The sequence below is a fragment of the Delftia sp. 60 genome, from assembly GCF_002754395.1.
In the GTDB taxonomy this organism is placed as follows: domain Bacteria; phylum Pseudomonadota; class Gammaproteobacteria; order Burkholderiales; family Burkholderiaceae_C; genus Comamonas; species Comamonas acidovorans.
In genome coordinates this window covers 5,726,754-5,750,119 of sequence record NZ_PEFD01000001.1, presented here as the reverse complement: position 1 = coordinate 5,750,119, position 23,366 = coordinate 5,726,754, and the positions used below count along the sequence as shown (strand labels likewise).

The following is a 23,366-nucleotide window of genomic DNA, read 5'->3' as shown; positions in this document are numbered from 1 at the left end:
AGCACCGCATGGCCGGCCTGACCCCTGACACCCCAACCCCAGAAGCCCTGACCGTGCACGGCGCATCGCGCGTGCTGGAAGTGGCCTACTCCGACGGCGCAAGCTTTCGCATCCCCTTCGAGCTGCTGCGCGTGTACTCGCCCTCGGCCGAAGTCCAGGGCCATGGCCCGGGCCAGGAAGTGCTGCAGACGGGCAAGCGCGAGGTGTCCATCACGGCCATCGAGCCCGTGGGCAACTACGCCATCAAGCCCTTCTTCAGCGACGGGCATGAAAGCGGCCTGTACACCTGGGAATACCTCTACGAACTGGGCCGCCGCCAGGACGAGTTCTGGGCGCAGTACCTGGACCGGCTGCAGGAGTCCGGCATGGACCGCGACACGCCCATGCCCGGCAAGGCCAGCGGCGGCGGACACGGCTGCGGCAGCCACTGACGCCGCGCACGGGTGCGCGCTGTATGGCGCCGTTCCCCTCGCACCACATTCCGGACCTCTGTACGGCACAGGGTTATTGGGGGTGGTGCTATATTTAAAATAGCTTGAAAGTCTTTGTTTGAAGGCGTTTCAAGCTGTTTGTTCTTGATAACCCTTGCCCGGCAAAGCCCGTGGCCACACGGGGTTGTCGCTGTACGCATTACTACTGCTTGCTTAGCATCGTTGTTATGAGCACCACACATTTCGGATTCCAGTCGGTGGACGAGCGCGAGAAGGCCAGCCGCGTGCGCGGCGTGTTCGACTCGGTCGCTTCGCGCTACGACGTCATGAACGACCTGATGTCGGGTGGTCTGCACCGTGCCTGGAAGGCCTATACGGTGATGGTGGCCAACCTCAAGGAAGGCGACAAGGCACTGGACATCGCGGGTGGCACGGGCGATCTGGCCCTGGCCTTCGCCAAGAAGGTCGGCTCCACCGGCCAGGTGGTGCACACCGATATCAACGAAGCCATGCTGCGCGTGGGCCGCGACCGCCTGATCGACAAGGGCGTCATCCTGCCCACCATGGTCTGCGATGCAGAAGCCCTGCCGTTTCCCGACAACCATTTCGATCTGGTCAGTGTGGCCTTCGGCCTGCGCAACATGACCCACAAGGATGCGGCGCTCAAGGAAATGAACCGTGTCCTGCGCCCCGGCGGCAAGCTGCTGGTGCTGGAGTTCTCCAAGGTGGCCAAGCCTCTGGAGAAAGCCTACGACTGGTACTCCTTCAAGATTCTTCCGGCCATGGGCAAGCTCGTGGCGGGCGATGACGCCAGCTACCGTTATCTGGCCGAGTCCATCCGCATGCACCCCGGCCAGGAGGAACTCAAGCGCCTGATGCAGGAATGCGGCTTCGGCCATGTGGACTATCACAACATGACGGGCGGCATTGCGGCCCTGCATGTGGGAATCAAGTGCTGAGCGCGCGAGGCGTTCGGTGAGGTGACGGCAACACGATTATTCGAGGAGATGACATGAAAAAGCTATGGTCTATGGTCTTGGTCGCGATGCTGGTGGTGGTCCACGGCACGGCCGACGCCAAGCGCATGGGCGGTGGCGGATCGGTGGGCAAGCAGTCGAGCAATGTGACGCAGCGTGAAGCTACGCGCGCGCCGGCGCAGAACACGCCGCCGCAGAACGCCGCCACACAGAACGCTGCGGGCAAGCCTGCCACGCCGCCTGCGGCCGCTCCGGCCAAGAAGCCCTGGGGCGCCATGCTCGGCGGCCTGGCCGCCGGCCTGGGTCTGGCATGGCTGGCCCACTCGCTGGGTCTGGGCGCCGCCTTCGGCCAGTTCCTGCTGATCGCCCTGCTGGCCCTGGTCATCATGGTCGTGGTGGGCATGGTCATGCGCTCGCGCCGTGCAGCGGCCGGCGCGCAGCAGGCATCGTCCAGCCCCTTCGCCTTCCAGAACGCGGCCCCTGCGGGCGCGGGCAACATGGGTGGCAACGTGGACAGCGCACCGCTGGCACGCCAGTACAACCCCGAGAAGGTCGGCAACGACGCCTCGGCCCGTCCCTGGGAGCAGAACCACCAGCCGGCCGCCCTAGCCTCGGGTTCCGGCGTGCAGATCGGCTCTGCCCTGGCAGGCTCGCAGAACTGGGGTGTGCCTGAAGGCTTCGATACCGAAGGCTTCCTGACGGCTGCCAAGCGCAACTTCGTCACCCTGCAATCGGCATGGGACCGCTCGGACATCGCTTCGCTGCGCGCCATGATGACCGACGAGATGCTGACCGAGATCCGTGGCCAGCTCAGCGAGCGCGAAGTGCAGCGCCCTGGCCAGCCCAACCAGACTGACGTGGTCATGATCGATGCCCAACTGCTGGGCATCGAGGATCTGGGCAATGACTACATGGCCAGCGTGGAATTCTCCGGAATGATCCGCGAGGACGCCTCGGCAGGCCCCACGCCCTTCCGCGAGGTCTGGAACATGACCAAGCCCAAGAGCGGCAGCAGCGGCTGGCTGGTCGCCGGCGTCCAGGCACTGCAGTAAGTAATTTGCAGAGGACCGGCGCAAGCCAGGGATGCGACAGGGGTCACGCCATGGGCTGGCCACTTGTCTCGACCGGATTTGCGTCGGCCGCATCCTCTCACTTCGGGAATAATCGGGGACTATGGCAACACAGTCCCCTTTTTCTTTTCTGAACGGTCTCATGGAACGCGTGATGGCCGGTCCGCAACCGCCGCAATGGCTGGTCAGCGAGGTGCATCAGCGCCTCGTGCTGTTCCTCAACCATGTGCTGATGCAGGAGAAAGAGGCGATGGAGCGCCTCGTGCGGCAAAAGGGCCGCGTGGCGCGCGTGCAGTGGCGCGGCTACTCCATGGCCCTGCAGATCACGCCCGCCGGCCTGTTCAACGTGGCGCCCGAAGGCGCGCAGCCCGACCTGCTGCTTGAAGTCACCGAGACCTCGCCGCTGGCCCTGGCCCAGGTGGCCCTGCGCGGCGACAAGCCCTCCATCCGCATCGAGGGCGACGTGCAACTGGCCGCCGACATCAACTGGCTGGTGGACCACGTCGAATGGGACGTGGAGGAAGACCTGGCCCGCATCATCGGCGATGCGCCCGCGCACACCGTGGCCAAGGTCGCGCGCAGCGCCGCCCAGGCGCTGCGCCAGTTCGTGGGCGCCCGCATGGCCGGCAAGCCCGATGCCGATGCCCCCGCCCCAGAGGCCGCACGTGCGGCAGCGCCCGCCAGCGCGCCCGTTGGTTCCCCCGTGGTATCCCTGCCCGGTTTCGAGAACGACAAGCCATGAGCCGGTTTCTTCGCGGGCTGACCATCCTCTGGGTGGTGTTCCGCTACGGACTCGACGAGCTGGTGCTGTCGAGCTTCGAGCATCCCTGGATGCGCCGCGCACGCGCGGTGCTCACGCTGGGCCGGCGGCTGGACAAACCGCGCGGCCAGCGCCTGCGCGAGGCCCTGGAGGAGCTGGGGCCCATCTTCGTGAAGTTCGGCCAGGTGCTGTCCACACGCAGCGACCTGATGCCGCCCGACGTGGCCGAGGAGCTGGCCCGGTTGCAGGACCGCGTGCCGCCCTTCGATTCGCAGATTGCGGTGGACACCATCGAGCGCGCCTTCCGCAAGAAGCTGGACCAGATCTTCGTGAGCTTCGAGCGCGAGCCGGTGGCCAGCGCCTCCATCGCCCAGGTGCACTTTGCCGTGATCAGCGACCGCAACGGCGTGCAGCGCGACGTGGCCGTCAAGGTGCTGCGTCCGGGCATGAAGACCGTGATCGACAAGGACCTGGCGCTGATGCACATGATGGCGCGCTGGGTCGAGCGCCTGTCGGCCGACGGCAAGCGCCTCAAGCCCCGCCAGGTCGTCGCCGAATTCGACAACTACCTGCACGACGAGCTGGACCTGATCCGCGAAGCCTCCAACGCCGCGCAGCTGCGCCGCAACATGGAAGGGCTGGACCTGGTGCTGATCCCCGAGGTGTACTGGGATTTCTGCCGCAACGACGTGATGGTCATGCAGCGCATGACCGGCGTGCCCATCAGCCAGGTCGAGCGCCTGCGCGAAGCCGGCGTGGACATCCCCAAGCTGGCACGCGACGGCGTGACCATCTTCTTCACCCAGGTCTTTCGCGATGGCTTCTTTCACGCCGACATGCACCCGGGCAACATCATGGTCAGCCTGGAGCCCGAGACCTTCGGGCGCTACATCTCGCTGGACTTCGGCATCGTCGGCACGCTGACCGAGTACGACAAGGAATACCTGGCGCAGAACTTCACGGCGTTCTTCCGCCGTGACTACAAGCGCGTGGCCGAGCTGCACATCGAAAGCGGCTGGGTGCCGCCGAGCACGCGCGTGGACGAGCTGGAGGCCGCCATCCGCGCCGTCTGCGAGCCGTACTTCGACCGTCCGCTGGCCGAGATTTCGCTGGGCATGGTGCTGATGCGCCTGTTCCAGACCTCGCGCCGCTTTCAAGTCGAGATCCAGCCGCAACTGGTGCTGCTGCAAAAGACGCTGCTCAACATCGAAGGCCTGGGGCGCCAACTGGACCCCAACCTGGACCTGTGGAGCACGGCCAAGCCCTTCCTCGAAAAATGGATGCTGGACCAGATGGGCCCGCAACGGCTGTGGCGCGAGCTGCTGGCCGAGGCGCCGCGCTATGCCAAGCTCATTCCCGAGCTGCCGCGCCTGATCCATCGCCGGCTCACGCGCAACTCCGGCGAGCACGACGAACTGCTCAAGGAGCTGCTGCAGCAGCAAAAGCTCACCAACCGCCTTTTGCAGGCCATCGTCAGCGCCGGCATCGGCTTTGTCATCGCGCTGATCCTGTTGCAACTGGTGGTGCGGCTGCGCTGGTACTGAGAACACTGACGGGTTTCCGGACCTCTCCCTTTTCCCACTTTGAAACAGGAGTGCCAGCGTGCTGCTCTCTATGGTGATCGCCTACCTGTTCGTGACCATCGCCATTGGCCTGTTGGCGGCCAGGCGGGTCAAGAACACGGCCGACTTCGCAATTGCCGGGCGCCATCTGCCCATGTACATGATCATCACCACCACGTTTGCCACGTGGTTCGGCTCGGAGATCGTGCTCGGCGTGCCCGCCAAGTTCATCGAGGGCGGCCTGCGCGGCGTGGTCGAAGACCCGTTCGGCGCGGGCATGTGCCTGATCCTGGTGGGCCTGTTCTTCGCGGGCAAGCTGTACCGCATGACGCTGCTGACCATCAGCGACTACTACCGCCACCGCTATGGCCGGTCCATCGAGATCGTCTGCTCGCTGATCATCATGCTCAGCTACCTGGGCTGGGTCTCGGCCCAGGTCACGGCCCTGGGCCTGGTGTTCAACCTGCTGTCGGGCGGCACGGTCAGCATTCCCGTGGGCATGGCCATCGGCGTGGTGTCCATCCTGGCCTATACGCTGTTCGGCGGCATGTGGTCGGTGGCGGTGACGGACTTCCTGCAGATGATCATCCTGGTCGTCGGCCTGGTGGTGCTGGCCTGGTTTGCCAGCGACATGGCTGGCGGTGCCGGCAAGGTCATCGACCTGGCCGTGAGCCGCGATCTGTTCCAGTTCTGGCCCGAGCCCAGCTGGCATGAAATCCTCTTCTTCTTTGGCGCGGCCATCACCATGATGCTGGGCTCCATTCCCCAGCAGGACGTGTTCCAGCGCGTGATGTCGGCCCACAGCGAGAAGGCCGCCACGCGCGGCACCGTCATCGGTGGCTCGGCCTATATCTGCTTCGCCTTCGTACCCATGTTCCTCGTGGCCAGCGCGCTGATCATCATGCCGCAGGAGGCAGCGGAGTTGCTCAAGCAGGACCCGCAGAAGGTGCTGCCCACCCTGGTCATGGACAAGATGCCCTTCGTCATGCAGGTGCTGTTCTTCGGCGCGCTGCTGTCGGCCATCAAGTCCTGTGCCTCGGCCACGTTGCTGGCGCCCAGCGTGACCTTCACCGAGAACATCTGGCGCCAGTTCCGCACCCAGGCCAGCGACCGGGAAATGCTGCTGGCCATGCGCATCAGCGTGCTCGTCTTCAGCATCTGCGTGCTGGCCTACTCGATCAAGATGGAAGGAACGCCCATCTATGAGCTGGTCTCCAGCGCCTACCAGGTGCCGCTGGTCGGCGCCTTCGTGCCGCTGGTCTTCGGGCTGTACTGGAAGCGCGCCACCACGCAGGGCGCCATTTGCGCCGTGGCACTGGGCATTGGCGTGTGGGTGGTCTTCATGACCACTCCTGCTTTGCACGAGGCATTTCCGCAGCAATTGGCGGGCCTGCTGGCGGCTGTGACGGGGATGGTGGCCGGGTCACTGGCACCGCAGTGGCTGGCCAATCGCAGCGCAGACATTCTTGAATTCAGCCCCGAAAGGTAAGCGCAGCTGCCTCGTTATTTGCGAAAACAATTGATGACAGTCATCAATAGTTATTAACTATATAGTCGGCGGCTGGGATTGTGGAGGTCCCGGAATGCTGACTTGGGTGGTGTGAAGCACAGGTCGTGACAGTACGGCGGACCTCCGAATAGCAAACGCTTGGGAGGAAGCACCGTCATGAAAACACTCAAACTGATTGCGAGGGCTCGCCGGCTGAAGCTGCGGCCTGTCGCTGGCGTCCGGTTCCGATGGAGTTGGCTTGGAGGCGCCTTGCTTGTGCCAGCCCTGTGCGGCCAGGTGGCAATGGCTGCGCCGAGGATCCCGGTCGCGCCGGTCATTGTCTGGAGCGAGGACTTCGAAAACCCGCAGACACCCCCATCACCACGGAGGGGCGGGATCTGCTGGTCTACCAGGGCGCGGACCCTGCGGGGCAGATGTATACCGCCGACCCCCTGTACCGGATGAGCGCCAACCAGTGCAATGGCATAGTCACGTCCTTCAACCAGGATCCAACTTCGGCGACGATGAGTGCGGCCTGCGGTTCCCAAGGCAATTGGAACGCCCTGCAGCAGATGGCGGAGGTCGCAGGGCGCTATCAGGGCCAGAGTGCGGCGGATGCGGTCAAAAATCACGTCATGGCGATGCTTACAGCGAATGGGACCTTTCCTGCTGGCGCAACTGCCTTTCGCACCAAGGCCAATATTCCGCAAAGTTCCGGCAGCAGATTCCTCACGGCCCGTGCCGATGTGGTGGCGAACTTCTGCTCGTCAGGATTCGTCGCTCCGTTGCTGCGTTTTTCTCTTGTCAATGACGCTAATGCGGAACTGCCCATCTCCATGAACGCTGTCGATCCATGCGTGGATGGTGTGTCGTTCAATACGATGCCTATCGGTATTGGGATCATACAAACGGCCAGGGCCCAGACAGTGACCTCTCCCGGAGCCCTGCTCTTCAGCGGAGCCTCTGTCGGGTTTGTTCTGCACAACGACCAGACCAGCTCCATGGGCAACGATTCGTCGATCGACAACGCGCAGATCATCGATGTCACGCCGCAGCTGGACAAGGCCTTCTCGCCTGCCAGCATCCAACTCGGCCAGGTCTCCCAGCTGACCATGACCATCACCAATACGACCGATCTGCTGCGCAAGCGAGGCTGGTCGTTTACCGACAACCTGCCTGCAGGACTGGTCGTCGAGGGCAATGCCAGCACCACCTGCCCCGGCACGACCGTGCAGGCGGCAGCAGGCGGCAGCACCGTGACCGTGTCCAACGGAGACCTGGCCCAGGGCGCCGCCTTCTGCGAGGTGAGCCTCGACGTGCGCCCGACCGCGGCAGGCAGCTTCACCAACGGTCCTTCCAACCTCTCCCTGATCGGCCTGAACCAGCCGGCCACCCTGGTCGTGCTGGCGGTTGCGCCAGCGGCCGACATGCAGGCCACCTCCATCACGCTTCCCCTGACCATGACGGTGGGCGCGCCGGTGTCCGGCAGTTTCAGCTGCACCAATGCCGGCCCCAGTGCGGCCACGGCGGCCTCGTGCGTGATCTCCGGCCTGCCCGCCGGGGCGACCACGTCCTGCACACCCAGCGTGCCCACGGCCTCGCCATTGGCATCGGGCGGCAGCATCGCCTGCACAGTGCAGTTCACGCCCACCACAACGGGCACCATCGCGGCCTTGGTGACGGCGAGCAGCAGCACGGTGGATCCGGTGCCGGCCAACAACACCAAGGCCCACCCCTTCAACCCCGTGGAGCGGGCCGATATGCAGGCCACCAGCGTCACGCTGCCGGCCACCGCCAACGTGGGTGTTCCCGTGAAGGGATCGTTCGTCTGCACGAATGCCGGCCCCAATGCGGCGGCCTTTGCCAATTGCTCCATCGCAGGGCTGCCGGCAGGTGCCAGCACCTCATGCACGCCTGCGGTGCCGACAGGCACACCGCTGGCCTCTGGCGCAAGCATTTCCTGCACGGTGAGCTTCACTCCCACCACGCAGGGCAGCCTGACGGCCACGGTGACGGCGGTCAGTGGAACCACGGACCCGGAGCCGGCCAACAATTCGCGTGACCAGGAGTTGGTGGTTGCTGCCGCATTGACGCCGGAGCCGGTCCCCGCCACCGGGGTGCCCGCCCTGGTGCTGATGGGCCTTGCCGTCATGCTGGCCGGTATGGGGATGCAGCGGCGCCGGGCACGGCGCTGAACATGGACGCGGCAGGCGCCCCGGCAGCGGGGCCGGCACCGCCCTGATGGAATGCCAGTCCGCGCGACTGGCATTTTGCATTTCGGGCCATCAGGTACCGACTGATGCATGCGGCTTGCGGCTCTCCGGCCTGGGCCTTTGGGGGCAAGGCAGCCGCAGTATCGGGCGGATGCCTATAATCGAAAGTTTTGCATCTTCTCTCGTATAAGCATTAGCGCCATGCCTATTTATGCATACAAGTGTGGCTCCTGCGGTCATGCCAAGGACGTGCTGCGGAAAATCTCGGATGCTCCGCTGACGACCTGCCCGGCCTGTGGTGCCGAGGCCTTTTCCAAGCAGCTGACGGCTGCCGGCTTCCAGCTCAAGGGCTCGGGCTGGTACGCGACCGACTTCAAGAACAGCGGCAGCAAGAGCGCCGCCACGCCGGCTCCTGCGGCAGACACCCCGGCCTCGGATACATCTGCCGCACCTGCGGCAACTGCGCCTGCTGCGGCCCCCGCATCTGCTCCCGCACCCTCCACGGGCCATTAATCAAGGCTTGCATTTCTCATGTCCGCTCTGCGCAAATGGCTGTTCGCCGGCCTGCTGGTGATTGTTCCTCTGGTGATCACGCTGGGCGTGCTCAACTGGATCATCGGCACGCTGGACCAGACGCTGGCCATCCTGCCCGAGGCCTGGCATCCGGACCGACTGCTGGGTTTCCACATTCCCGGCTTCGGCGTGGTGCTCACGCTGCTGATCCTGCTGGTGGTTGGCGCTGCGGCCAGCAACTTCATCGGCCGCAAGCTTGTCTCCTGGGGCGATGCGGTGGTCAGCCGCATTCCCGTGGTGCGCTCCATCTATTCCAGCGTCAAGCAGGTGTCCGACACCGTCTTCTCGGACAGTGGCAATGCGTTTCGCACCGCCGTGCTGGTGCAGTGGCCGCGCGAAGGCGTCTGGACCGTGGCTTTCGTCACCGGCTCGCCCAGCGGAGAGGTCGCCGCCTATCTGCGTGACGAATACCTGAGCGTCTTCGTGCCGACAACGCCGAACCCGACGGGCGGCTATTTCGTCATCGTTCGCAAGAGCGATTGCATCGAGCTGGAAATGAGCGTGGATGCCGCGCTCAAGTACATTGTTTCGATGGGCGTGGTGACTCCTCCGGATCTCACACTGCCCGCGGAATCCAAATAACAAACTGTCGCGCCCATCCCGGGCGCAGGAAGCTTTTCATCATGGCCATGCGCTCCCATTACTGCGGTCTAGTGACCGAAGCCCTGATGGGCGAAACCGTTACCCTGTGCGGCTGGGTGAACCGTCGCCGCGACCATGGCGGCGTGATCTTCATCGACCTGCGCGACCGCGAAGGCTATGTGCAGGTGGTCTGCGACCCCGACCGTGCCGAGATGTTCAAGACCGCCGAAGGCCTGCGCAACGAGTTCTGCGTGCAGGTCAAGGGCCTGGTGCGCGCACGTCCCGAAGGCACGACCAACGACAAGCTCAAGAGCGGCCAGATCGAAGTGCTGTGCCACGAGCTGAACGTGCTCAACGCCTCGGTCACGCCCCCGTTCCAGCTGGACGACGAGAACCTGTCCGAGACCGTGCGCCTGACCAACCGCGTGCTGGACCTGCGCCGCCCCTACATGCAGCGCAACATGATGCTGCGCTACCGCACGGCCATCCAGGTGCGCAACTTCCTGGACAAGGAAGGCTTCATCGACATCGAAACGCCCATGCTGGGCAAGAGCACGCCCGAAGGCGCGCGCGACTACCTGGTGCCCAGCCGCGTGCACGATGGCGAGTTCTTCGCCCTGCCGCAGTCGCCCCAGCTGTACAAGCAGATGCTGATGGTGGCCGGCTACGACCGCTACTACCAGATCACCAAGTGCTTCCGCGACGAAGACCTGCGCGCCGACCGCCAGCCCGAGTTCACGCAGATCGACTGCGAGACCTCGTTTCTGGACGAAGAGGAAATCCGCGCCATCTTCCAGCGCATGATCACCGAGGTCTTCAAGACCCAGCTGGACGTGGATCTGGGCGAGTTCCCGATGATGACGTACCAGGATGCGGCCTTCCGCTTCGGCTCGGACAAGCCTGACCTGCGCGTCAAGCTCGAGTTCACCGAACTGACCGAAGTCATGAAGGACGTGGACTTCAAGGTGTTCTCCACCCCCGCCACGACCAAGGGCGGCCGCGTGGTCGCGCTGCGCGTGCCCGGCGGCTCGCAGATCTCGCGCGGCGAGATCGACCAGTACACCGAATTCGTCAAGATCTACGGCGCCAAGGGCCTGGCCTGGATCAAGGTCAACGAAGTGGCCAAGGGCCGCGATGGCCTGCAGTCTCCCATCGTCAAGAACCTGCATGACGCGGCCATTGCCGAGATCCTCAAGCGTACGGGCGCACAGGACGGCGACCTCATCTTCTTCGGCGCCGACAAGGAAAAGATCGTCAACGACTCCATCGGCGCGCTGCGCCTGAAGGTGGGCCACAGCGAATTCGGCAAGGCCAACGGCCTGTTCGAGAACCGCTGGGCGCCGCTGTGGGTGGTGGACTTCCCCATGTTCGAGCACGACGAGGAAAACGACCGCTGGGCGGCCGTGCACCATCCCTTCACCTCGCCCAAGGACGGCCACGAGGAACTCATGGTCACCGACCCGGCCAACTGCCTGGCCAAGGCCTACGACATGGTCCTGAACGGCTGGGAGCTGGGTGGCGGCTCGGTGCGTATCCACCGCGCCGACGTGCAGAGCAAGGTGTTTGACGCGCTCAAGATCTCGCCCGAAGACGCTCGCGCCAAGTTCGGCTACCTGCTGGACGCGCTGCAGTACGGCGCGCCCCCGCACGGTGGCCTGGCCTTCGGCCTGGACCGCCTGATCACGCTGATGACGGGTGCCGACTCCATCCGTGACGTGATCGCCTTCCCCAAGACCCAGCGCGCCCAGGACCTGCTGACGCAGGCACCTTCGCCCGTGGACGAAAAGCAGCTGCGCGAGCTGCACATCCGCCTGCGCAACCCGCTGGCAGCCACCCAGGGCTGAGGACCGGGCCTGGCGGCTTGATACGGACGGCAGAAGCTGGCACAGCTTCTGCCGTTTTTCTTTTTGCGGAGAGCTTTCATGCGTTTTCAAGGCATTGCATCGCTGGCGCTGGCTGTGCTGGCAGGGCTGGGCCTGTCCGGCTGCGGGGAAAAGAAGACCGAGCTGGGGCAGGGTGGCTCGGAGATCACCGGCTCCGCCGGGCCCCTGGGCGCGAACAATGGCTCGCGCGAACTCGTGCGCTGCGACGCGCCCGTGGCCACGCTGGCCCTGGCCGAGAATCCCAACGGCTACGTCATGGGGTCGGGCTACCAGCTGCCCGCCTCGCCCGTGCCGCTGATCAAGCTGCTGGCCCAGCAAAGCGGCTGCTTTCGTGTGGTGGACCGGGGCGCGGGCCTGCGCGGCACGGTGCAGGAGCAGGACCTGAAGAACGCCGGCGTACTGCGCGAGAACTCCACGGTGCGCAAGGGCCGTGGCTATGAGGCGCAATACACGCTGACGCCCAGCCTGACCTTCAGCGAGCAGGACGCGGGCCGGGGCCTGGCCGGCGTGGTTGCCATGATTCCGGTGCTGCGGGACATCGCGGGGCTGGCCGGCATGGTCGAGCAGGTCAAGTTCAAGGAGGCGCAGACCGCGCTGCTGCTGTCGGACAACGAAACCACCGAGCAGGTGGCCGCTGCCACGGGCGCCGCCCGCACCACCGATCTGGGCGTGGGCGGCATGGTGCTGGGCCGCCTGGGCGCGGCGGGCGCGGGCTGGAGCAATACCAACGAGGGCAAGGTCATCGCCGCCGCCTTTCTGGATGCGCACAACCAGCTCGTGCATCAGGTGCGCGCGCTGCAGGCCAAGGAGCTGCCACCGCCCGTGGCGACCAAAGCGGTCCAGGGCAAGGGCTGATGCCTGCCATGCCAGGCTACAAGATCCCTGAATCGGTGCTGGTCGTCATCTACCGCGATGACGGGCAGGTGCTGCTGATGCGCCGCACGGCACCGGCGCCTGAGGGCGGGGAGTTCTGGCAGTCGGTGACGGGCAGCAAGGACCATGAAGGCGAGTCCTGGCGCGAGACCGCAGTGCGCGAGGTGCGGGAAGAAACCGGCATCGATCCCGAGGCGCCCGGCTGCCTGCTGCAGGACTGGGCGCTGGAGAACATCTACACCATCTACCCGGCCTGGCAGCACCGCTATGCGCCCGGTGCATGGCACAACCGCGAGAGGGTTTTCGGCCTGCGGATTCCGTCCTACACCCCTGTGTTCTTGAATCCGAGGGAACATACCGCATCTGCTTGGCATCATTGGCATGACGCTGCCGAGCGCTGCTACTCCCCGTCCAATGCGGAAGCCATCCTGATGCTGCCGCGATTCGCTTCACTGGAGCTGGACTGATCCCGATCCCTGTGTTCCTGACCGCCTATGACTGACAACGTGAAATCCTCCCACGAGGTGGACCCCGGCCCGTCCATACTGCGCGTCGCGACCTACAACATCCACAAGGGCGTGCAAGGCATGGGTCCCGTGCGCCGCCTGGAGATCCACAACCTGGGACACGCTGTGGAGCAGCTCGATGCCGACATCGTCTGCCTGCAGGAAGTGCGCAAGATGAACCACAAGGAGGCCGCCTACTTCGAGCGCTGGCCCCAGGTGTCGCAGGCGGAGTATCTGGCTCCCCTGGGCTACGAGGCCGTCTACCGCACCAATGCCTACACGCGCCATGGCGAGCATGGCAATGCGCTGCTCACCCGCTGGCCCGTGGTGGGCCACCAGCACGAAGACATCTCCGACCACCGCTTCGAGCAGCGGGGCCTGCTGCATGTGGAGGTGGAAGTGCAGAACCGGCGCGTGCACACCATCGTGGTGCACCTGGGCCTGATCCCCGGCAGCCGCGTGCGCCAGGTCTCCCAGCTCAAGCGCTTCATCGAGCGCGAGGTGCCGCCCGGCGCGCCCGTGGTGGTGGCGGGCGACTTCAACGACTGGGGTGGCCAGATCAAGCGCATGCTCGGCGGTTTCGGCCTGTACGAGTACGACGAATTGCCCAGCGTGCCCACCTATCCCTCGCGCCTGCCGCTGGCCCAGCTGGACCATGTCTACGTGCGCGGCCTCACCCCGCTGGGACTGCATGTGCCCAAGGGACGCATCTGGTGGCGCATGTCCGACCATCTGCCGCTGATTGCCGAATTCCGCCTCTAGCCCCGGGTTCTGTCACACAAGCCATTCTTTTGCTATTGAAATGATAGCTTTCGGCGCGGGCAGAACCTGCGTTTGGGTGGAAAATCCCTTGCGTGCCATGCGGCGGGTTTCGCTGTTACCATGCCAGCCATGTTCAGAGAACTAGTCGACATGAAACAAGACAGCCAGGCCGAGGGCACCCCCGTCTCGGTCAAGATCCGCGAACGGTTGAAGCAGGCGCAAAAGCGCTTTCATGCGAACGACAACATCTCCGAATTCATCGAGCCCGGTGAACTCGAGCTGCTGCTCGACGAAGTCCAGGACAAGATGCAGGGCGTGCTCGACAGCATGGTCATCGACACCACGCACGACCACAACACGCGCGCCACGGCGCGCCGCGTGGCCAAGATGTATGTCAACGAGGTGTTCCGCGGCCGCTATGTGGCGCAGCCCGCCATCACCGAGTTCCCCAACGCCGAGCACCTCAACGAGCTGATGATCGTCGGCCCGATCACGGTGCGCAGCGCCTGCAGTCACCATCTGTGCCCGGTGATCGGCAAGATCTGGATCGGCGTGCTGCCCAACAAGAACACCAATGTCATCGGCCTGTCCAAGTACGCGCGGCTGGTGGACTGGATCATGGGCCGCCCCCAGATCCAGGAAGAGGCCATCATCCAGCTGGCCGACCTGATCCTCGACAAGACCCGCCCTGACGGCCTGGCCGTGGTCATGGAGGCTTCGCACTTTTGCATGTCCTGGCGCGGTGTGCGCGAGATGGACAGCAAGATGCTGAACTCCGTCATGCGCGGCGCCTTCCTCACCAATCCTGAACTGCGCCGCGAGTTCCTCTCGCTGGTGTCCAGCCGCAGGTAACTCCCCGGGGTGGCGTCCCCGGACGCCTCAAGCAACACCCCAGGCTGCGCAGTGCGCGGCCTTTTTTCTTTCCCGCGCCACGCCCCGCTTTCCCCGGACCTGCCCATGTCGCTGCAAGCCTTTGCCCTGATCATCATTGCCGGCCTCATCCATGCCGGCTGGAACATCGTGGCCAAGAAGGCGGGCGGCGACTCGCGCTTCGCTTTCTTCACCTCGGTCATCATGATGGTGATCTGGGCACCGCTGGGCTGGTGGGTGGGGCGCGATGTGGTGCCCACATGGGGCCGCAACGAATGGCTGGTGGTGCTGGCCAGCGGCCTGCTGCACGTGGCCTACTACGTGACCTTGCTGCGTGGCTACCGCAGCGCGGACCTCACCGTGGTCTATCCGCTGGCGCGCGGCTCGGGGCCGCTGCTGTCGTCCATGGTGGCGGTGGTCTTCCTGGGGGAGCAGATTTCCTCGCTGGGCGTGCTGGGCATTGCCGGCGTGGTGGTTGGCGTGTTCCTGATCGCGGGCGGCCCCGGCCTGCTGCGCGCACGCCATGACCCCGAAGCGCGCGAGCGGCTGCGGCTGGGCCTGTGGTACGGCCTGCTGACGGGCGCCTTCATCGCCAGCTACACCGTGGTGGACGGCTACGGCGTGAAGATGCTGCTGATGTCGCCCATCCTCATCGACTACATGGGCAACTTCGTGCGCGTATTCCTGCTCGCTCCCGTGGTGCTGCGCGACCTGCCCACTGCGCGCAGCCTGTGGCGCACGCAGTGGCGCTTCGCGGCCCTGGTGGCGCTGATCAGTCCCATCGCCTATGTGCTGGTGCTCTACGCCATGCAGGATGCACCCATGTCGCACGTGGCGCCTGCGCGCGAAGTCTCCATGCTGTTCGCGGCGCTGATCGGCGGGCACATGCTGCGCGAAGGCGACCGCCTGGCGCGCATTGCGGGCGCGGTGTGCATTGCCGTCGGCGTGACGGCGCTGGGCCTGGGCTGAGCGCCATGGCGGCAATGCGGGTGCTGGGCTGCGATTTCAGCAGCCGGCCTACGGCGCGCAAGCCCATCACCATGGCCCTGGGCCACCTGCTGGCTGGCGACACGGTGGTCCTGCAGGATTTGCTGGAGTTCGCCTCGCTGGACGCATGGGCCGCCTGGCTGGCCCGGCCCGCCGATTCGGCGCAGTCGGCGCAGTCGGCCTGGGTGGGCGGATTCGACCTGCCTTTCGGCCTGCCGCGCGAACTGGTGGAGCAACTGGGCTGGCCCACGGACTGGGCGGCGTGCATGGATCACTACGCCGGCCTCACGCGCCAGAGCCTGCGCGAGCAGTTCAAGGCCTTTTGTGCGGCGCGGCCCGCAGGCGGCAAGTTCGCGCACCGCGCCACGGACGGGCCTGCCAGTGCCAGCCCTTCCATGAAATGGGTGAACCCGCCCGTGGCCTACATGCTGCATGCCGGGCTGCCCTTGCTGCGCGCGGCCGGCGTGCATCTGCCGGGCCTGCAGCCGCCCGGCGAAGGCGATGCGCGCCGCGTGGCGCTGGAAGCCTACCCGGGCATGCTGGCGCGCGCCGTGATCGGGCGCCTCAGCTACAAAAGCGACGAACCCGTGCGGCAAACGCCCGAACGCCATCAGGCGCGTGTGCAATTGCTGGCGGCGCTGGAGAGCGGCGACAACCCGCTGGCGCTGCGCCTGCGTATCGACGCCGAAGAAACCCGCAACCAGTTGCTGGCAGACGGCAGCGGAGACCGGCTGGACGCCGTGATCTGCATGCTGCAGGCCGCCTGGGCCGCGGCCCGCCATGCACAGGGCGATGCGCTCTATGGGTTGCCGCATGACCTGGACCCGCTGGAAGGCTGGATCGTCACGGCGCAAGCCTGACCCAAGCCGCGCTGGAACATGCGATGAATCAAAAAGAGAGAAGCGATGCCGACCTTTGAAACCCTGCTGGCCTTTTTTGGCGTGGCCGTGCTGCTGGGCCTGAGCCCGGGGCCTGACAACCTGTTCGTGCTCATGCAATCGGCCCAGCGCGGCTGGCGCGTGGGCCTGTGCGTGGTGCTGGGCCTGTGCCTGGGGCTGGTGGTGCATACGGCGGCGGTTGCGTTGGGACTGGCGGCGCTGGTGGCTGCATCGCCCCTGCTGTTCACCGCCATCAAGCTGTGCGGCGCGGCCTATCTGGCCTGGCTGGCCTGGGGCGCGCTGCGCGCCGTGGCCCGGCCGGGCGAGATGCCGCTGGCCGGCGCAGCCGACCCGCTGACCCCCGCACGGGCGCTGCGCTGGGTGGTGCGTGGCGTGGTGATGAACCTCACCAATCCCAAGGTGCTGATCTTCTTCCTGGCCTTTCTGCCGCAGTTCGCGGACCCCGGGCGCGGCAGCGTGGCCACCCAGGTGATGGTGCTGGGCTGCGTGTTCATGCTGGCGGCGCTGCTGGTGTTCGGCGCCATCGCCTGCTGTTCGGGCTGGTTCGGCGTGCTGCTTCAGCGCTCCGTGCGCGCCCAGAACTGGCTCAACCGCGTGGCCGGGCTGGTCTTTCTGGGCATGGCCGTGCGGCTGGCCCTGGTGCAGCGTTAGGAATACTCTGCTTTTCGCTGGGGGCCACGGCGCAAGGGCCGGGCCGTGGCACAGTCCACGCCATGCTTTCCCGATTGCGCAATCTTTCATGGCCTGCCGCCTTGCTGATGGCGGGATTGTCCGGATTGGCCCTGCTGATGGCGGCGGCCTGGCTGGTGGGCAGCCTGTTGAGCCAGCCGGACCACCAGCCTGTCGGCGCGCCGCCCGCGGACTGGCCGGTCCAGACGCTGCAGTTGCCCACCGACGAGGGCGGGCAGGTCCGGGGCTGGTTCGCCAAGGGGCAGCCGGGCCATGGTGCCGTGCTGCTGCTGCACGGCGTGTACGCAGACCGGCTGGCCATGCTGGCGCGTGCGCGCATGCTCCATCGGCAGGGGTACTCCGTCTGCCTGATCGACCTGCCCGCGCACGGCGAAAGCAGTGGCGAGCGCATCAGCTTCGGCATGGTCGAAGGCGCAGGCGTGCGTGCCGCCATGGCCTATGTGCGGCAGCAGCTGCCGGGCGAGAAGGTGGCGGTGATCGGCACATCGCTGGGCGGCGCGGCCCTGCTTTTGTCCCATGTGGAGCCGGGGCCGGATGCGGTGGTGCTGGAGTCCGTGTTCCCTGACATCCGGCAGGCCATAGACAACCGCGTGCGCGCGCACATCGGCTGGCTGGCGGACGTGGTCACGCCCTTGCTGGCGTGGCAGCTGCCGCTGCGCCTGCATCTGGAGCTGGCGCAACTGCGTCCCATCGACCATGTGAAGGCGCTGGGCGCTCCCGTGCTGATCGCGGCCGGCCTGCAGGACCGGCACACCACGCCCGCAGAAACGCGCGAGCTGTTCGATGCGGCGCGTGAACCCAAGGCGCTGTGGATGGTGGAGGGCGCCGCGCATGTGGACCTGTACGACTACGCGCCCAAGCCCTACGAGCTGCGGGTGCTGGGATTCCTGGATCGATATCTGGGCCATTGATGGAGACAATGGCTGGCAGGCCTTGACCTGCCCATCTGACGCCGTCTCCACCAAGCCCATGCCACAGACCACGGCCCACACCATTGCCATTGCCCAGGTCCTGCAGATCGTGCAGGGCGTGCAGCGCAATGGCATGGATGTGCCAGCCATCCTGCGCCGCGCCGGCATTGCGCCGGCCCTGCTGGAGGCGCCGCTGTCGCGCGTGACCCAGGCGCAGTACGCGGCGCTGATCCGCGTGCTGCGCCGCGTCTGCCGTGACGAGCTGTGGGGCCTGTGCCGCCATCCGCTGCCCGTGGGCAGTTTTGCCCAGGCCTGCCGCACCATGCTGCCCTGCCGCACGCTGGGCGAGGCATTGCAGGCCGGGCTGCGTTTCTACCGCCTGGTGCTGCGCGACTTCGCTCCCCGGCTGCAGGTGGTGGATGGCGTGGCCCGCATCGCCATGGTGTCGCTGCGCGAGCGTGATGCGCCGCTGGCCTATGCCGAGCGTTCCTTTTGCTTTCTGGGCTATGGCGTCATGTCCTGGCTGGTGTCGCGCAGGATTGAGCTGACGGGCGTGTGCGCGCCGGCCGGAGCCAGCATGCCGTATGGCACGGAGGCGCAGCGCCTGTTCCTGGCGCCGCTGCAGCGTGACCGCGACTTCACGGGGCTGGAGTTCGATGCGCGCTGGCTGGAGCTGCCCGTGGTGCAGACCCCGGAGAGCCTGGCCGAATTCCTGGACCAGGCGGCCATGGGCCTGGTGATCCGCTACCGCGACCGCACGCGACTGGGCGAGCGCATCCGCCGCCTGCTGCGCCGAGACCTGGCGGGGGAACTGCCTTCGCTGGAGCAGGTCGGCGCCGCGCTGTCCATGACACCGCAGACGCTGCGCCGCCGCCTGCGCGACGAAGGCCTGGGCTTCCAATCCCTCAAGGACGACCTGCGCCGCGACGCCGCCATCGAATTGCTGAACCGCCCGGATCTGACCCTGGCCGACATCGCGGCCCGCGTGGGGTTTGCGGAGGCCAGCACCTTTCACCGCGCCTTCAAGGGCTGGACCGGCCTGCCACCGGGCGCTTACCGGCAGGCCCAGCATCGCGGCCGCTGATCTTTTTTGCCAATCATTTTGAGACGATCGGCGATTGGTGGCTGAAGGCCCGGTGGCCACACTGTCCATGGACCCTGCCACTGCGGCAGGGCACACCGCCCCGCCAACGAGGGCGGAGCACCGAAGGACAAGGAGACAAGCCATGGAATCGAGCCGACGCGGCTGCCTGCTGGCGGCGCTGGCATGCGCCGCCAGCGCCTCACTGGGTGCCGCCCTGGGAACGGCATCGCCGATCGCCTTTGCACAGCCGGCAGGCGGTGCCTATCCATCCAAGCCGCTGCGCATGGTGATTCCCTATCCGGCGGGTGGCGGCACGGACATCATCGGCCGCATCATTGCCCAGCAACTGAGCCAGGCCTGGGGCCAGCCCGTGGTGGTGGAGAACCGGCCGGGCTCCAGCGGCATCATTGGCGGCGATGTGGTGGCCAAGTCGGCGCCCGATGGCTATACGCTGCTGCTGGGGATAACGGCCATGATCCAGGCGCCTGCGCTGTACGCCAAGATGCCTTATGACGTGCTCAAGGACTTTGCCCCCGTATCGCAGGTGGCCTTGTCCTCGGACCTGTTCGTGGTGCCGCGTGACGTGCCGGCCACGACGCTGCAGGAGTTCATCGCCCTGGTCAAGGCCCATCCGGGCAAGTACAGCAACGGCAACTACGGCAACGGCACCTCCTCGCACATGCATGGCGAGCTGCTGCGTGCCAGGGCCGGGCTGGATCTGGCGCTGATTCCCTACAAGGGCGCGGCGCCGCTGGTCAACGATGTGCTGGGCGGGCAGCTGTCGTCGGGCTTCATCGACGTGTCCTCGGCCAATGCGCACCTGAAGTCCGACAAGATCCGCATCCTGGCCATCACCGGCATGCAGCGCCATCCGGCGCTGCCCGAGGTGCCTACCTTTGCCGAGCTGGGGCTGGCGGGCTTCGAGGCCAATGGCTGGTTTGCCACCTTCGTGGCGGCGGGAACGCCCCGGCCCATCGTGGACAAGCTCTCGGCCGAGGTGCGGCGCATCGTGGCCTCGCCCGAACTCAGCGGGCGTCTGGCGGCCATGGGGCTGCGCCCGGTGGGCGGCACGCCCGAGGACCTGTCAGCGGCCATGGCGCGCGACCTGCCGCGCTGGGCGCGCATCGTCAAGGATGCGGGAATCAGGCTGGAGTAGCCGGCACTGCGCGTGCCCGCGCCTGTGCCCCGTCTTCGCTGTCGCCAGTGCCCCGGCCCGGCGGCAGGGGCTGTGGCCAGGCAGGCTGCGGCGGCCGCAACTGCTCCAGCACACGGCTGAGCCGCAGCACGCCCAGGTCGTCAAAGCGCCGGCCCGCGATCTGCACGCCGATGGGCAACTGCCCGTCATGCCCGCAGGGCACGGACGCGGCGGGCTGCTCGGACATGTTGTAGGGCACGGTGAAGGCAATGTGCTCCAGCGGTCGCAGCGGGTCGTTGGTGGGGCTGGGCAGGTGGGCCGGGAAAGCCGTGATGGGCGCCACGGGCGACAGCACATAGTCGAAGGCCGCCGTGGCACGCACCGTGGCCACGCGCAGCAGGTGCGATTGCTGGCTGGCCACGAACAGCTGGGTGGCGGTGATGGACCCGGCACTGTCGGCCCAGTCGCGGATGAAGGGCAGGACCACGCGGCGCTGGGCGTCCGGCAGCGACTGCATTTCCACATGCGAGCGCATGCGCCAGAAATGGTCGAGGCCGTCGAGCATGTCGCGGGTGAGCCAGGGCTGGATGATCTCGATATGGGCGCCGGCCGATTCCAGCCAGGCCGCAGCCTGCTCCACCACGGCACGCACGCGGGGCTGCAGGGGCAGGCCGCAGCCGGCATCCAGCAGCAGGCCTATGCGCAGGCCGCGCACCTGGGCGGGGTCCATGTCGAAGCCGCTCCAGGCAATGTCCTGGTGCGGCAGGCCCATGCTGTCGCGCGCATCGGGCAGGGACAGGGCCTGCATCATCAGCGCGGCATCGGCCACGCTGCGCGTCATGGGGCCGGCGCAGCGGCCGGTATAGGGCGGGTCGATGGGCACGCGGCCCAGGCTGGGCTTGAGGCCGAAGATGCCGCACCAGCCTGCGGGCAGACGGATGGAGCCGCCAATGTCCGTGCCCACATGCAGCGGCCCGTAGCCGGCCGCCGCAGCGGCGCCCGCGCCTGCGCTGGAGCCGCCCGGCGTCTTGTCCAGATCCCAGGGGTTGAAGGTGTTGCCGTGCAGCGAGGACAGGCCCGAGGACAGCATGCCGTAGTCGGGCATGGTGGTCTTGGCGAAGAGGATGGCGCCCGCCTCGCGCAGGCGCGCTGCGGGCGGGGCATCCAGCGGGGCCGCGACCTGCGGCATGGCGGCCGTGCCCACGGGGGTGGGGTCGCCGCGCGTGGCGATGTTGTCCTTGACCGTGGCGGGGACGCCGTCAAGCAGGCCTGCCGGCTCGCCGCGCAGCCAGCGGGCCTCGCTGGCGCGTGCCTGGGCCAGTGCGGCCTCGGGGCGCAGCAGGTAGGTGGCGCCCAGGGCCGGTTCCCAGCGCTGCACATGGGCCAGCAGCTCGTGCATGACCTCGACGGGCGAGAGGCTGCGCTCCCGGTAGGCGCGCAGCAGCGCATGGGCGGGTAGGTCGTGCAGGGCCTGTGTCGTTCCAGTCATCGCGGCTTCCTTGAGGATGGCGGTTCCAGCGGCAGATCTGCCGCAGTGTGGACCGGGGCCACCGGCGCGCCTGTCGCCTGTGGCTCAGCCGGTGCGCGGTTCAGGTGGCCCAGGACAGTGCCGAGAGATCGTTGACGAAGATGGGCATGTCCTTCCACAGTCCGCGCAGGTTCTTGTTGGCCACGGTGACCCATTGCGGCGTGTAGAGGAAGGCGTGCACGCAATCCTGGGCCAGCAGGCGCTGGGCATCGCCCAGCAGGCGCGAGCGGTCGGCGGGGCGCGAGGCGTTCTTGATCTTGTCGTACAGCTCGTTGAACTGGGCGGACTCGTAGCCCCAGTAGTAGTCGGGCTTGGCGAAGTTGCCCAGGTCGAAGGGCTCGACATGGGAGATCAGCGTCAGGTCGTAGTTCTTGAGGGTGTAGGTGCCCGACAGCCACTGCGCCCATTCGACGTTCTGCAGCTTGGCGCGGATGCCGATCTTGGCCAGCTGCGCGGCAATCACCTCGCCGCCCTGGCGCGCGTAGGGCGTGGGCGGCAGCGTCATGGTCAGCTCCAGCGGGGTTTTGACGCCGGCCTCGGCCAGCAGCGCCTTGGCCTTTTCCACGTCGAAGGGGTTGATGCCCGTGGTGTCCACATAGCCAAAGGCCGTGGGCACGTAGTAGCTGCCGATGGGCAGGCCGTAGCCGTCGCCCGCGCCGTCGATCACGGCCTTGCGGTCGATGGCCGCGGCGATGGCGCGGCGCACGCGCGCGTCGCCGAGGGGCTTGCGTGCGTTGTTCATGGCCAGGATGGTCTTGGCGCGCGAGCCGCTGACCACGACCTGGAAGCGCCCGTTGGCCTTGAACTGGGCCACGCTGCGCGGCGTCACGCGCGGGAAGGCATCGACGTCGCCAGCCAGCAGCGCAGCGACCTGTGCCGCAGGGTCGGAGATGAAGCGAAAGCTGGCGCGGCGAATGCGCAGGCCGGAGGCCATGCGGTGCTGCGGCCAGGCCGTGAGCGTGACCGAGGCGCCCTTGCTCCAGTTGCCCAACTGGTAGGGACCCGTGCCCACGGGACGCGTGGCGTTGGTGGCCGCGCTCTTGGGCTCGACGATGATGGAAGTCGCCTGGCCGAGCACGAAGAGGAAGTCGGGATCGATGTCCTTGTTGATCACGACCACGGTGTGGTCGTCCACCACGCGCGTGGACAGGGAGGCGAAGGTCCGCTTGTCCTTGTTGGTGCTCTTGTCGTCGCCCGCCCGGTCGAAGGAATACTTCACGCTGTGGGCGTTGCAGGGCTCGCCGTTCTGAAAACTCACGCCCTTGCGCAGGCGGAAGGTGTAGGTCTTGAGGTCGGGCGAGACCTCCCAGCTCTCGGCCAGCAGCGGCGAGACGCTGCCGTCCGGGTTGATCTTGGTCAGCGTCTCGAACAGGTTGTAGAGCACGATCTCGCCGATGGACGATGCGGCCCCGGCCGTGGGGTCCAGCCCCGGGGGCTCCAGCGTCATCGCCAGCGTGATGCTGTCCTTGCGGCTCTGGGCCAGCGCAGGCCAGGGCATCAGCAGGGGCAGGCCGGCAGCAGCGGAGCTGGCCAGCAGGGAACGGCGGTTGAACATGAACAGGTCTCCGGAAATTCTTGCAG

Annotated in this window: 22 protein-coding genes; 20 read left to right on the top strand and 2 right to left on the bottom strand. The window is 66.6% G+C overall.

The features are described from left to right. Nucleotides 1-8 precede the first annotated feature (8 nt). The 20 genes from CLV01_RS25900 (at nt 9) to CLV01_RS25805 (ending at nt 20,278) form a co-directional block, all read left to right on the top strand. A complete protein-coding gene (locus CLV01_RS25900; RefSeq protein ID WP_013800837.1) occupies nt 9-431 on the top strand; it encodes a gamma-butyrobetaine hydroxylase-like domain-containing protein in 423 nt (140 codons plus the stop codon). Nucleotides 432-658: 227 nt separating this feature from the next. Beyond that, a complete protein-coding gene (gene ubiE / locus CLV01_RS25895; protein WP_088163872.1) occupies nt 659-1,390 on the top strand; it encodes a bifunctional demethylmenaquinone methyltransferase/2-methoxy-6-polyprenyl-1,4-benzoquinol methylase UbiE in 732 nt (243 codons plus the stop codon). A 53-nt stretch (nt 1,391-1,443) separates the two neighbouring features. Next, nucleotides 1,444-2,460, top strand: coding sequence for a Tim44 domain-containing protein (locus CLV01_RS25890; protein ID WP_012207258.1), 1,017 nt, complete (start codon nt 1,444-1,446; stop codon nt 2,458-2,460). Nucleotides 2,461-2,581: 121 nt separating this feature from the next. After that, nucleotides 2,582-3,220, top strand: coding sequence for a ubiquinone biosynthesis accessory factor UbiJ (locus CLV01_RS25885; RefSeq protein WP_065345757.1), 639 nt, complete (start codon nt 2,582-2,584; stop codon nt 3,218-3,220). Then, entirely contained in the window at nt 3,217-4,782 is a 1,566-nt protein-coding gene (gene ubiB / locus CLV01_RS25880; RefSeq protein ID WP_013800840.1) for a ubiquinone biosynthesis regulatory protein kinase UbiB, read from the top strand. Before CLV01_RS25885 ends, ubiB begins: the two co-directional genes overlap by 4 nt. A gap of 58 nt (nt 4,783-4,840) precedes the next feature. Continuing rightward, nucleotides 4,841-6,289, top strand: coding sequence for a sodium:solute symporter family protein (locus CLV01_RS25875; RefSeq protein WP_099732900.1), 1,449 nt, complete (start codon nt 4,841-4,843; stop codon nt 6,287-6,289). Between the two features lie 434 nt (nt 6,290-6,723). After that, nucleotides 6,724-8,484: a DUF7933 domain-containing protein gene (locus CLV01_RS25870; RefSeq protein ID WP_257221516.1), complete on the top strand. Its 1,761-nt coding sequence runs from the start codon at nt 6,724-6,726 to the stop codon at nt 8,482-8,484. A gap of 219 nt (nt 8,485-8,703) precedes the next feature. Then, nucleotides 8,704-9,015: an FmdB family zinc ribbon protein gene (locus CLV01_RS25865; protein WP_099732902.1), complete on the top strand. Its 312-nt coding sequence runs from the start codon at nt 8,704-8,706 to the stop codon at nt 9,013-9,015. A gap of 18 nt (nt 9,016-9,033) precedes the next feature. After that, on the top strand, nt 9,034-9,657 hold the full coding sequence (locus tag CLV01_RS25860) for a DUF502 domain-containing protein (RefSeq protein ID WP_012207252.1): 624 nt from the start codon (nt 9,034-9,036) through the stop codon (nt 9,655-9,657). Between the two features lie 41 nt (nt 9,658-9,698). Next, on the top strand, nt 9,699-11,501 hold the full coding sequence (aspS, locus tag CLV01_RS25855; RefSeq protein WP_013800843.1) for an aspartate--tRNA ligase: 1,803 nt from the start codon (nt 9,699-9,701) through the stop codon (nt 11,499-11,501). A gap of 78 nt (nt 11,502-11,579) precedes the next feature. Continuing rightward, nucleotides 11,580-12,395 carry a CsgG/HfaB family protein gene (locus CLV01_RS25850; RefSeq protein ID WP_099732903.1) on the top strand — a complete coding sequence of 272 codons (816 nt, stop codon included), beginning with the start codon at nt 11,580-11,582 and terminating at the stop codon, nt 12,393-12,395. A gap of 8 nt (nt 12,396-12,403) precedes the next feature. Then, the gene (gene nudB / locus CLV01_RS25845; RefSeq protein WP_099735052.1) at nt 12,404-12,880 is read left to right on the top strand and encodes a dihydroneopterin triphosphate diphosphatase; all 477 of its coding nucleotides are present in this window, start codon (nt 12,404-12,406) and stop codon (nt 12,878-12,880) included. Between the two features lie 27 nt (nt 12,881-12,907). Continuing rightward, nucleotides 12,908-13,681 carry an endonuclease/exonuclease/phosphatase family protein gene (locus CLV01_RS25840; protein WP_012207248.1) on the top strand — a complete coding sequence of 258 codons (774 nt, stop codon included), beginning with the start codon at nt 12,908-12,910 and terminating at the stop codon, nt 13,679-13,681. A gap of 129 nt (nt 13,682-13,810) precedes the next feature. After that, on the top strand, nt 13,811-14,533 hold the full coding sequence (gene folE / locus CLV01_RS25835) for a GTP cyclohydrolase I (RefSeq protein WP_013800846.1): 723 nt from the start codon (nt 13,811-13,813) through the stop codon (nt 14,531-14,533). Between the two features lie 105 nt (nt 14,534-14,638). Further along, complete coding sequence (locus CLV01_RS25830) at nt 14,639-15,520, top strand: EamA family transporter (protein ID WP_013800847.1); 882 nt, start codon at nt 14,639-14,641, stop codon at nt 15,518-15,520. Between the two features lie 14 nt (nt 15,521-15,534). Further along, nucleotides 15,535-16,398, top strand: a complete 864-nt coding sequence (locus tag CLV01_RS25825; RefSeq protein ID WP_099732904.1) for a DUF429 domain-containing protein — start codon at nt 15,535-15,537, stop codon at nt 16,396-16,398. Between the two features lie 45 nt (nt 16,399-16,443). Continuing rightward, on the top strand, nt 16,444-17,088 hold the full coding sequence (locus CLV01_RS25820) for a LysE family translocator (protein ID WP_099732905.1): 645 nt from the start codon (nt 16,444-16,446) through the stop codon (nt 17,086-17,088). Between the two features lie 62 nt (nt 17,089-17,150). Continuing rightward, on the top strand, nt 17,151-18,038 hold the full coding sequence (locus CLV01_RS25815) for an alpha/beta hydrolase (RefSeq protein ID WP_099732906.1): 888 nt from the start codon (nt 17,151-17,153) through the stop codon (nt 18,036-18,038). A 58-nt stretch (nt 18,039-18,096) separates the two neighbouring features. Then, a complete protein-coding gene (locus CLV01_RS25810; protein ID WP_099732907.1) occupies nt 18,097-19,122 on the top strand; it encodes an AraC family transcriptional regulator in 1,026 nt (341 codons plus the stop codon). A 142-nt stretch (nt 19,123-19,264) separates the two neighbouring features. Then, the gene (locus tag CLV01_RS25805; protein ID WP_099732908.1) at nt 19,265-20,278 is read left to right on the top strand and encodes a Bug family tripartite tricarboxylate transporter substrate binding protein; all 1,014 of its coding nucleotides are present in this window, start codon (nt 19,265-19,267) and stop codon (nt 20,276-20,278) included. Here CLV01_RS25805 and CLV01_RS25800 read toward each other — a convergent pair. Together CLV01_RS25800 and CLV01_RS25795 are read right to left on the bottom strand one after the other, a co-directional pair. Further along, nucleotides 20,265-21,746 (bottom strand): amidase, encoded by a 1,482-nt coding sequence (locus tag CLV01_RS25800; protein WP_099732909.1) that lies wholly within the window; start codon nt 21,744-21,746, stop codon nt 20,265-20,267. The genes CLV01_RS25805 and CLV01_RS25800 overlap by 14 nt on opposite strands. A gap of 100 nt (nt 21,747-21,846) precedes the next feature. Next, nucleotides 21,847-23,340, bottom strand: a complete 1,494-nt coding sequence (locus CLV01_RS25795; protein ID WP_013800854.1) for an ABC transporter substrate-binding protein — start codon at nt 23,338-23,340, stop codon at nt 21,847-21,849. Nucleotides 23,341-23,366: the final 26 nt, after the last annotated feature.

Coding starts and splice junctions, on each gene's coding strand:
- CLV01_RS25825 (WP_099732904.1), top strand. CDS start 15,535: ATGCGGGTGCTGGGCTGCGATTTCAGCAGCCGGCCTACGGCGCGCAAG.
- CLV01_RS25850 (WP_099732903.1), top strand. CDS start 11,580: ATGCGTTTTCAAGGCATTGCATCGCTGGCGCTGGCTGTGCTGGCAGGG.
- CLV01_RS25830 (WP_013800847.1), top strand. CDS start 14,639: ATGTCGCTGCAAGCCTTTGCCCTGATCATCATTGCCGGCCTCATCCAT.
- CLV01_RS25900 (WP_013800837.1), top strand. CDS start 9: ATGGCCGGCCTGACCCCTGACACCCCAACCCCAGAAGCCCTGACCGTG.
- CLV01_RS25795 (WP_013800854.1), bottom strand. CDS start 23,340: ATGTTCAACCGCCGTTCCCTGCTGGCCAGCTCCGCTGCTGCCGGCCTG.
- ubiE (WP_088163872.1), top strand. CDS start 659: ATGAGCACCACACATTTCGGATTCCAGTCGGTGGACGAGCGCGAGAAG.
- nudB (WP_099735052.1), top strand. CDS start 12,404: ATGCCAGGCTACAAGATCCCTGAATCGGTGCTGGTCGTCATCTACCGC.
- CLV01_RS25820 (WP_099732905.1), top strand. CDS start 16,444: ATGCCGACCTTTGAAACCCTGCTGGCCTTTTTTGGCGTGGCCGTGCTG.
- folE (WP_013800846.1), top strand. CDS start 13,811: ATGTTCAGAGAACTAGTCGACATGAAACAAGACAGCCAGGCCGAGGGC.
- CLV01_RS25805 (WP_099732908.1), top strand. CDS start 19,265: ATGGAATCGAGCCGACGCGGCTGCCTGCTGGCGGCGCTGGCATGCGCC.
- CLV01_RS25860 (WP_012207252.1), top strand. CDS start 9,034: ATGTCCGCTCTGCGCAAATGGCTGTTCGCCGGCCTGCTGGTGATTGTT.
- CLV01_RS25815 (WP_099732906.1), top strand. CDS start 17,151: ATGCTTTCCCGATTGCGCAATCTTTCATGGCCTGCCGCCTTGCTGATG.
- CLV01_RS25840 (WP_012207248.1), top strand. CDS start 12,908: ATGACTGACAACGTGAAATCCTCCCACGAGGTGGACCCCGGCCCGTCC.
- CLV01_RS25890 (WP_012207258.1), top strand. CDS start 1,444: ATGAAAAAGCTATGGTCTATGGTCTTGGTCGCGATGCTGGTGGTGGTC.
- CLV01_RS25865 (WP_099732902.1), top strand. CDS start 8,704: ATGCCTATTTATGCATACAAGTGTGGCTCCTGCGGTCATGCCAAGGAC.
- CLV01_RS25810 (WP_099732907.1), top strand. CDS start 18,097: ATGCCACAGACCACGGCCCACACCATTGCCATTGCCCAGGTCCTGCAG.
- ubiB (WP_013800840.1), top strand. CDS start 3,217: ATGAGCCGGTTTCTTCGCGGGCTGACCATCCTCTGGGTGGTGTTCCGC.
- CLV01_RS25885 (WP_065345757.1), top strand. CDS start 2,582: ATGGCAACACAGTCCCCTTTTTCTTTTCTGAACGGTCTCATGGAACGC.
- aspS (WP_013800843.1), top strand. CDS start 9,699: ATGGCCATGCGCTCCCATTACTGCGGTCTAGTGACCGAAGCCCTGATG.
- CLV01_RS25870 (WP_257221516.1), top strand. CDS start 6,724: ATGTATACCGCCGACCCCCTGTACCGGATGAGCGCCAACCAGTGCAAT.
- CLV01_RS25800 (WP_099732909.1), bottom strand. CDS start 21,746: ATGACTGGAACGACACAGGCCCTGCACGACCTACCCGCCCATGCGCTG.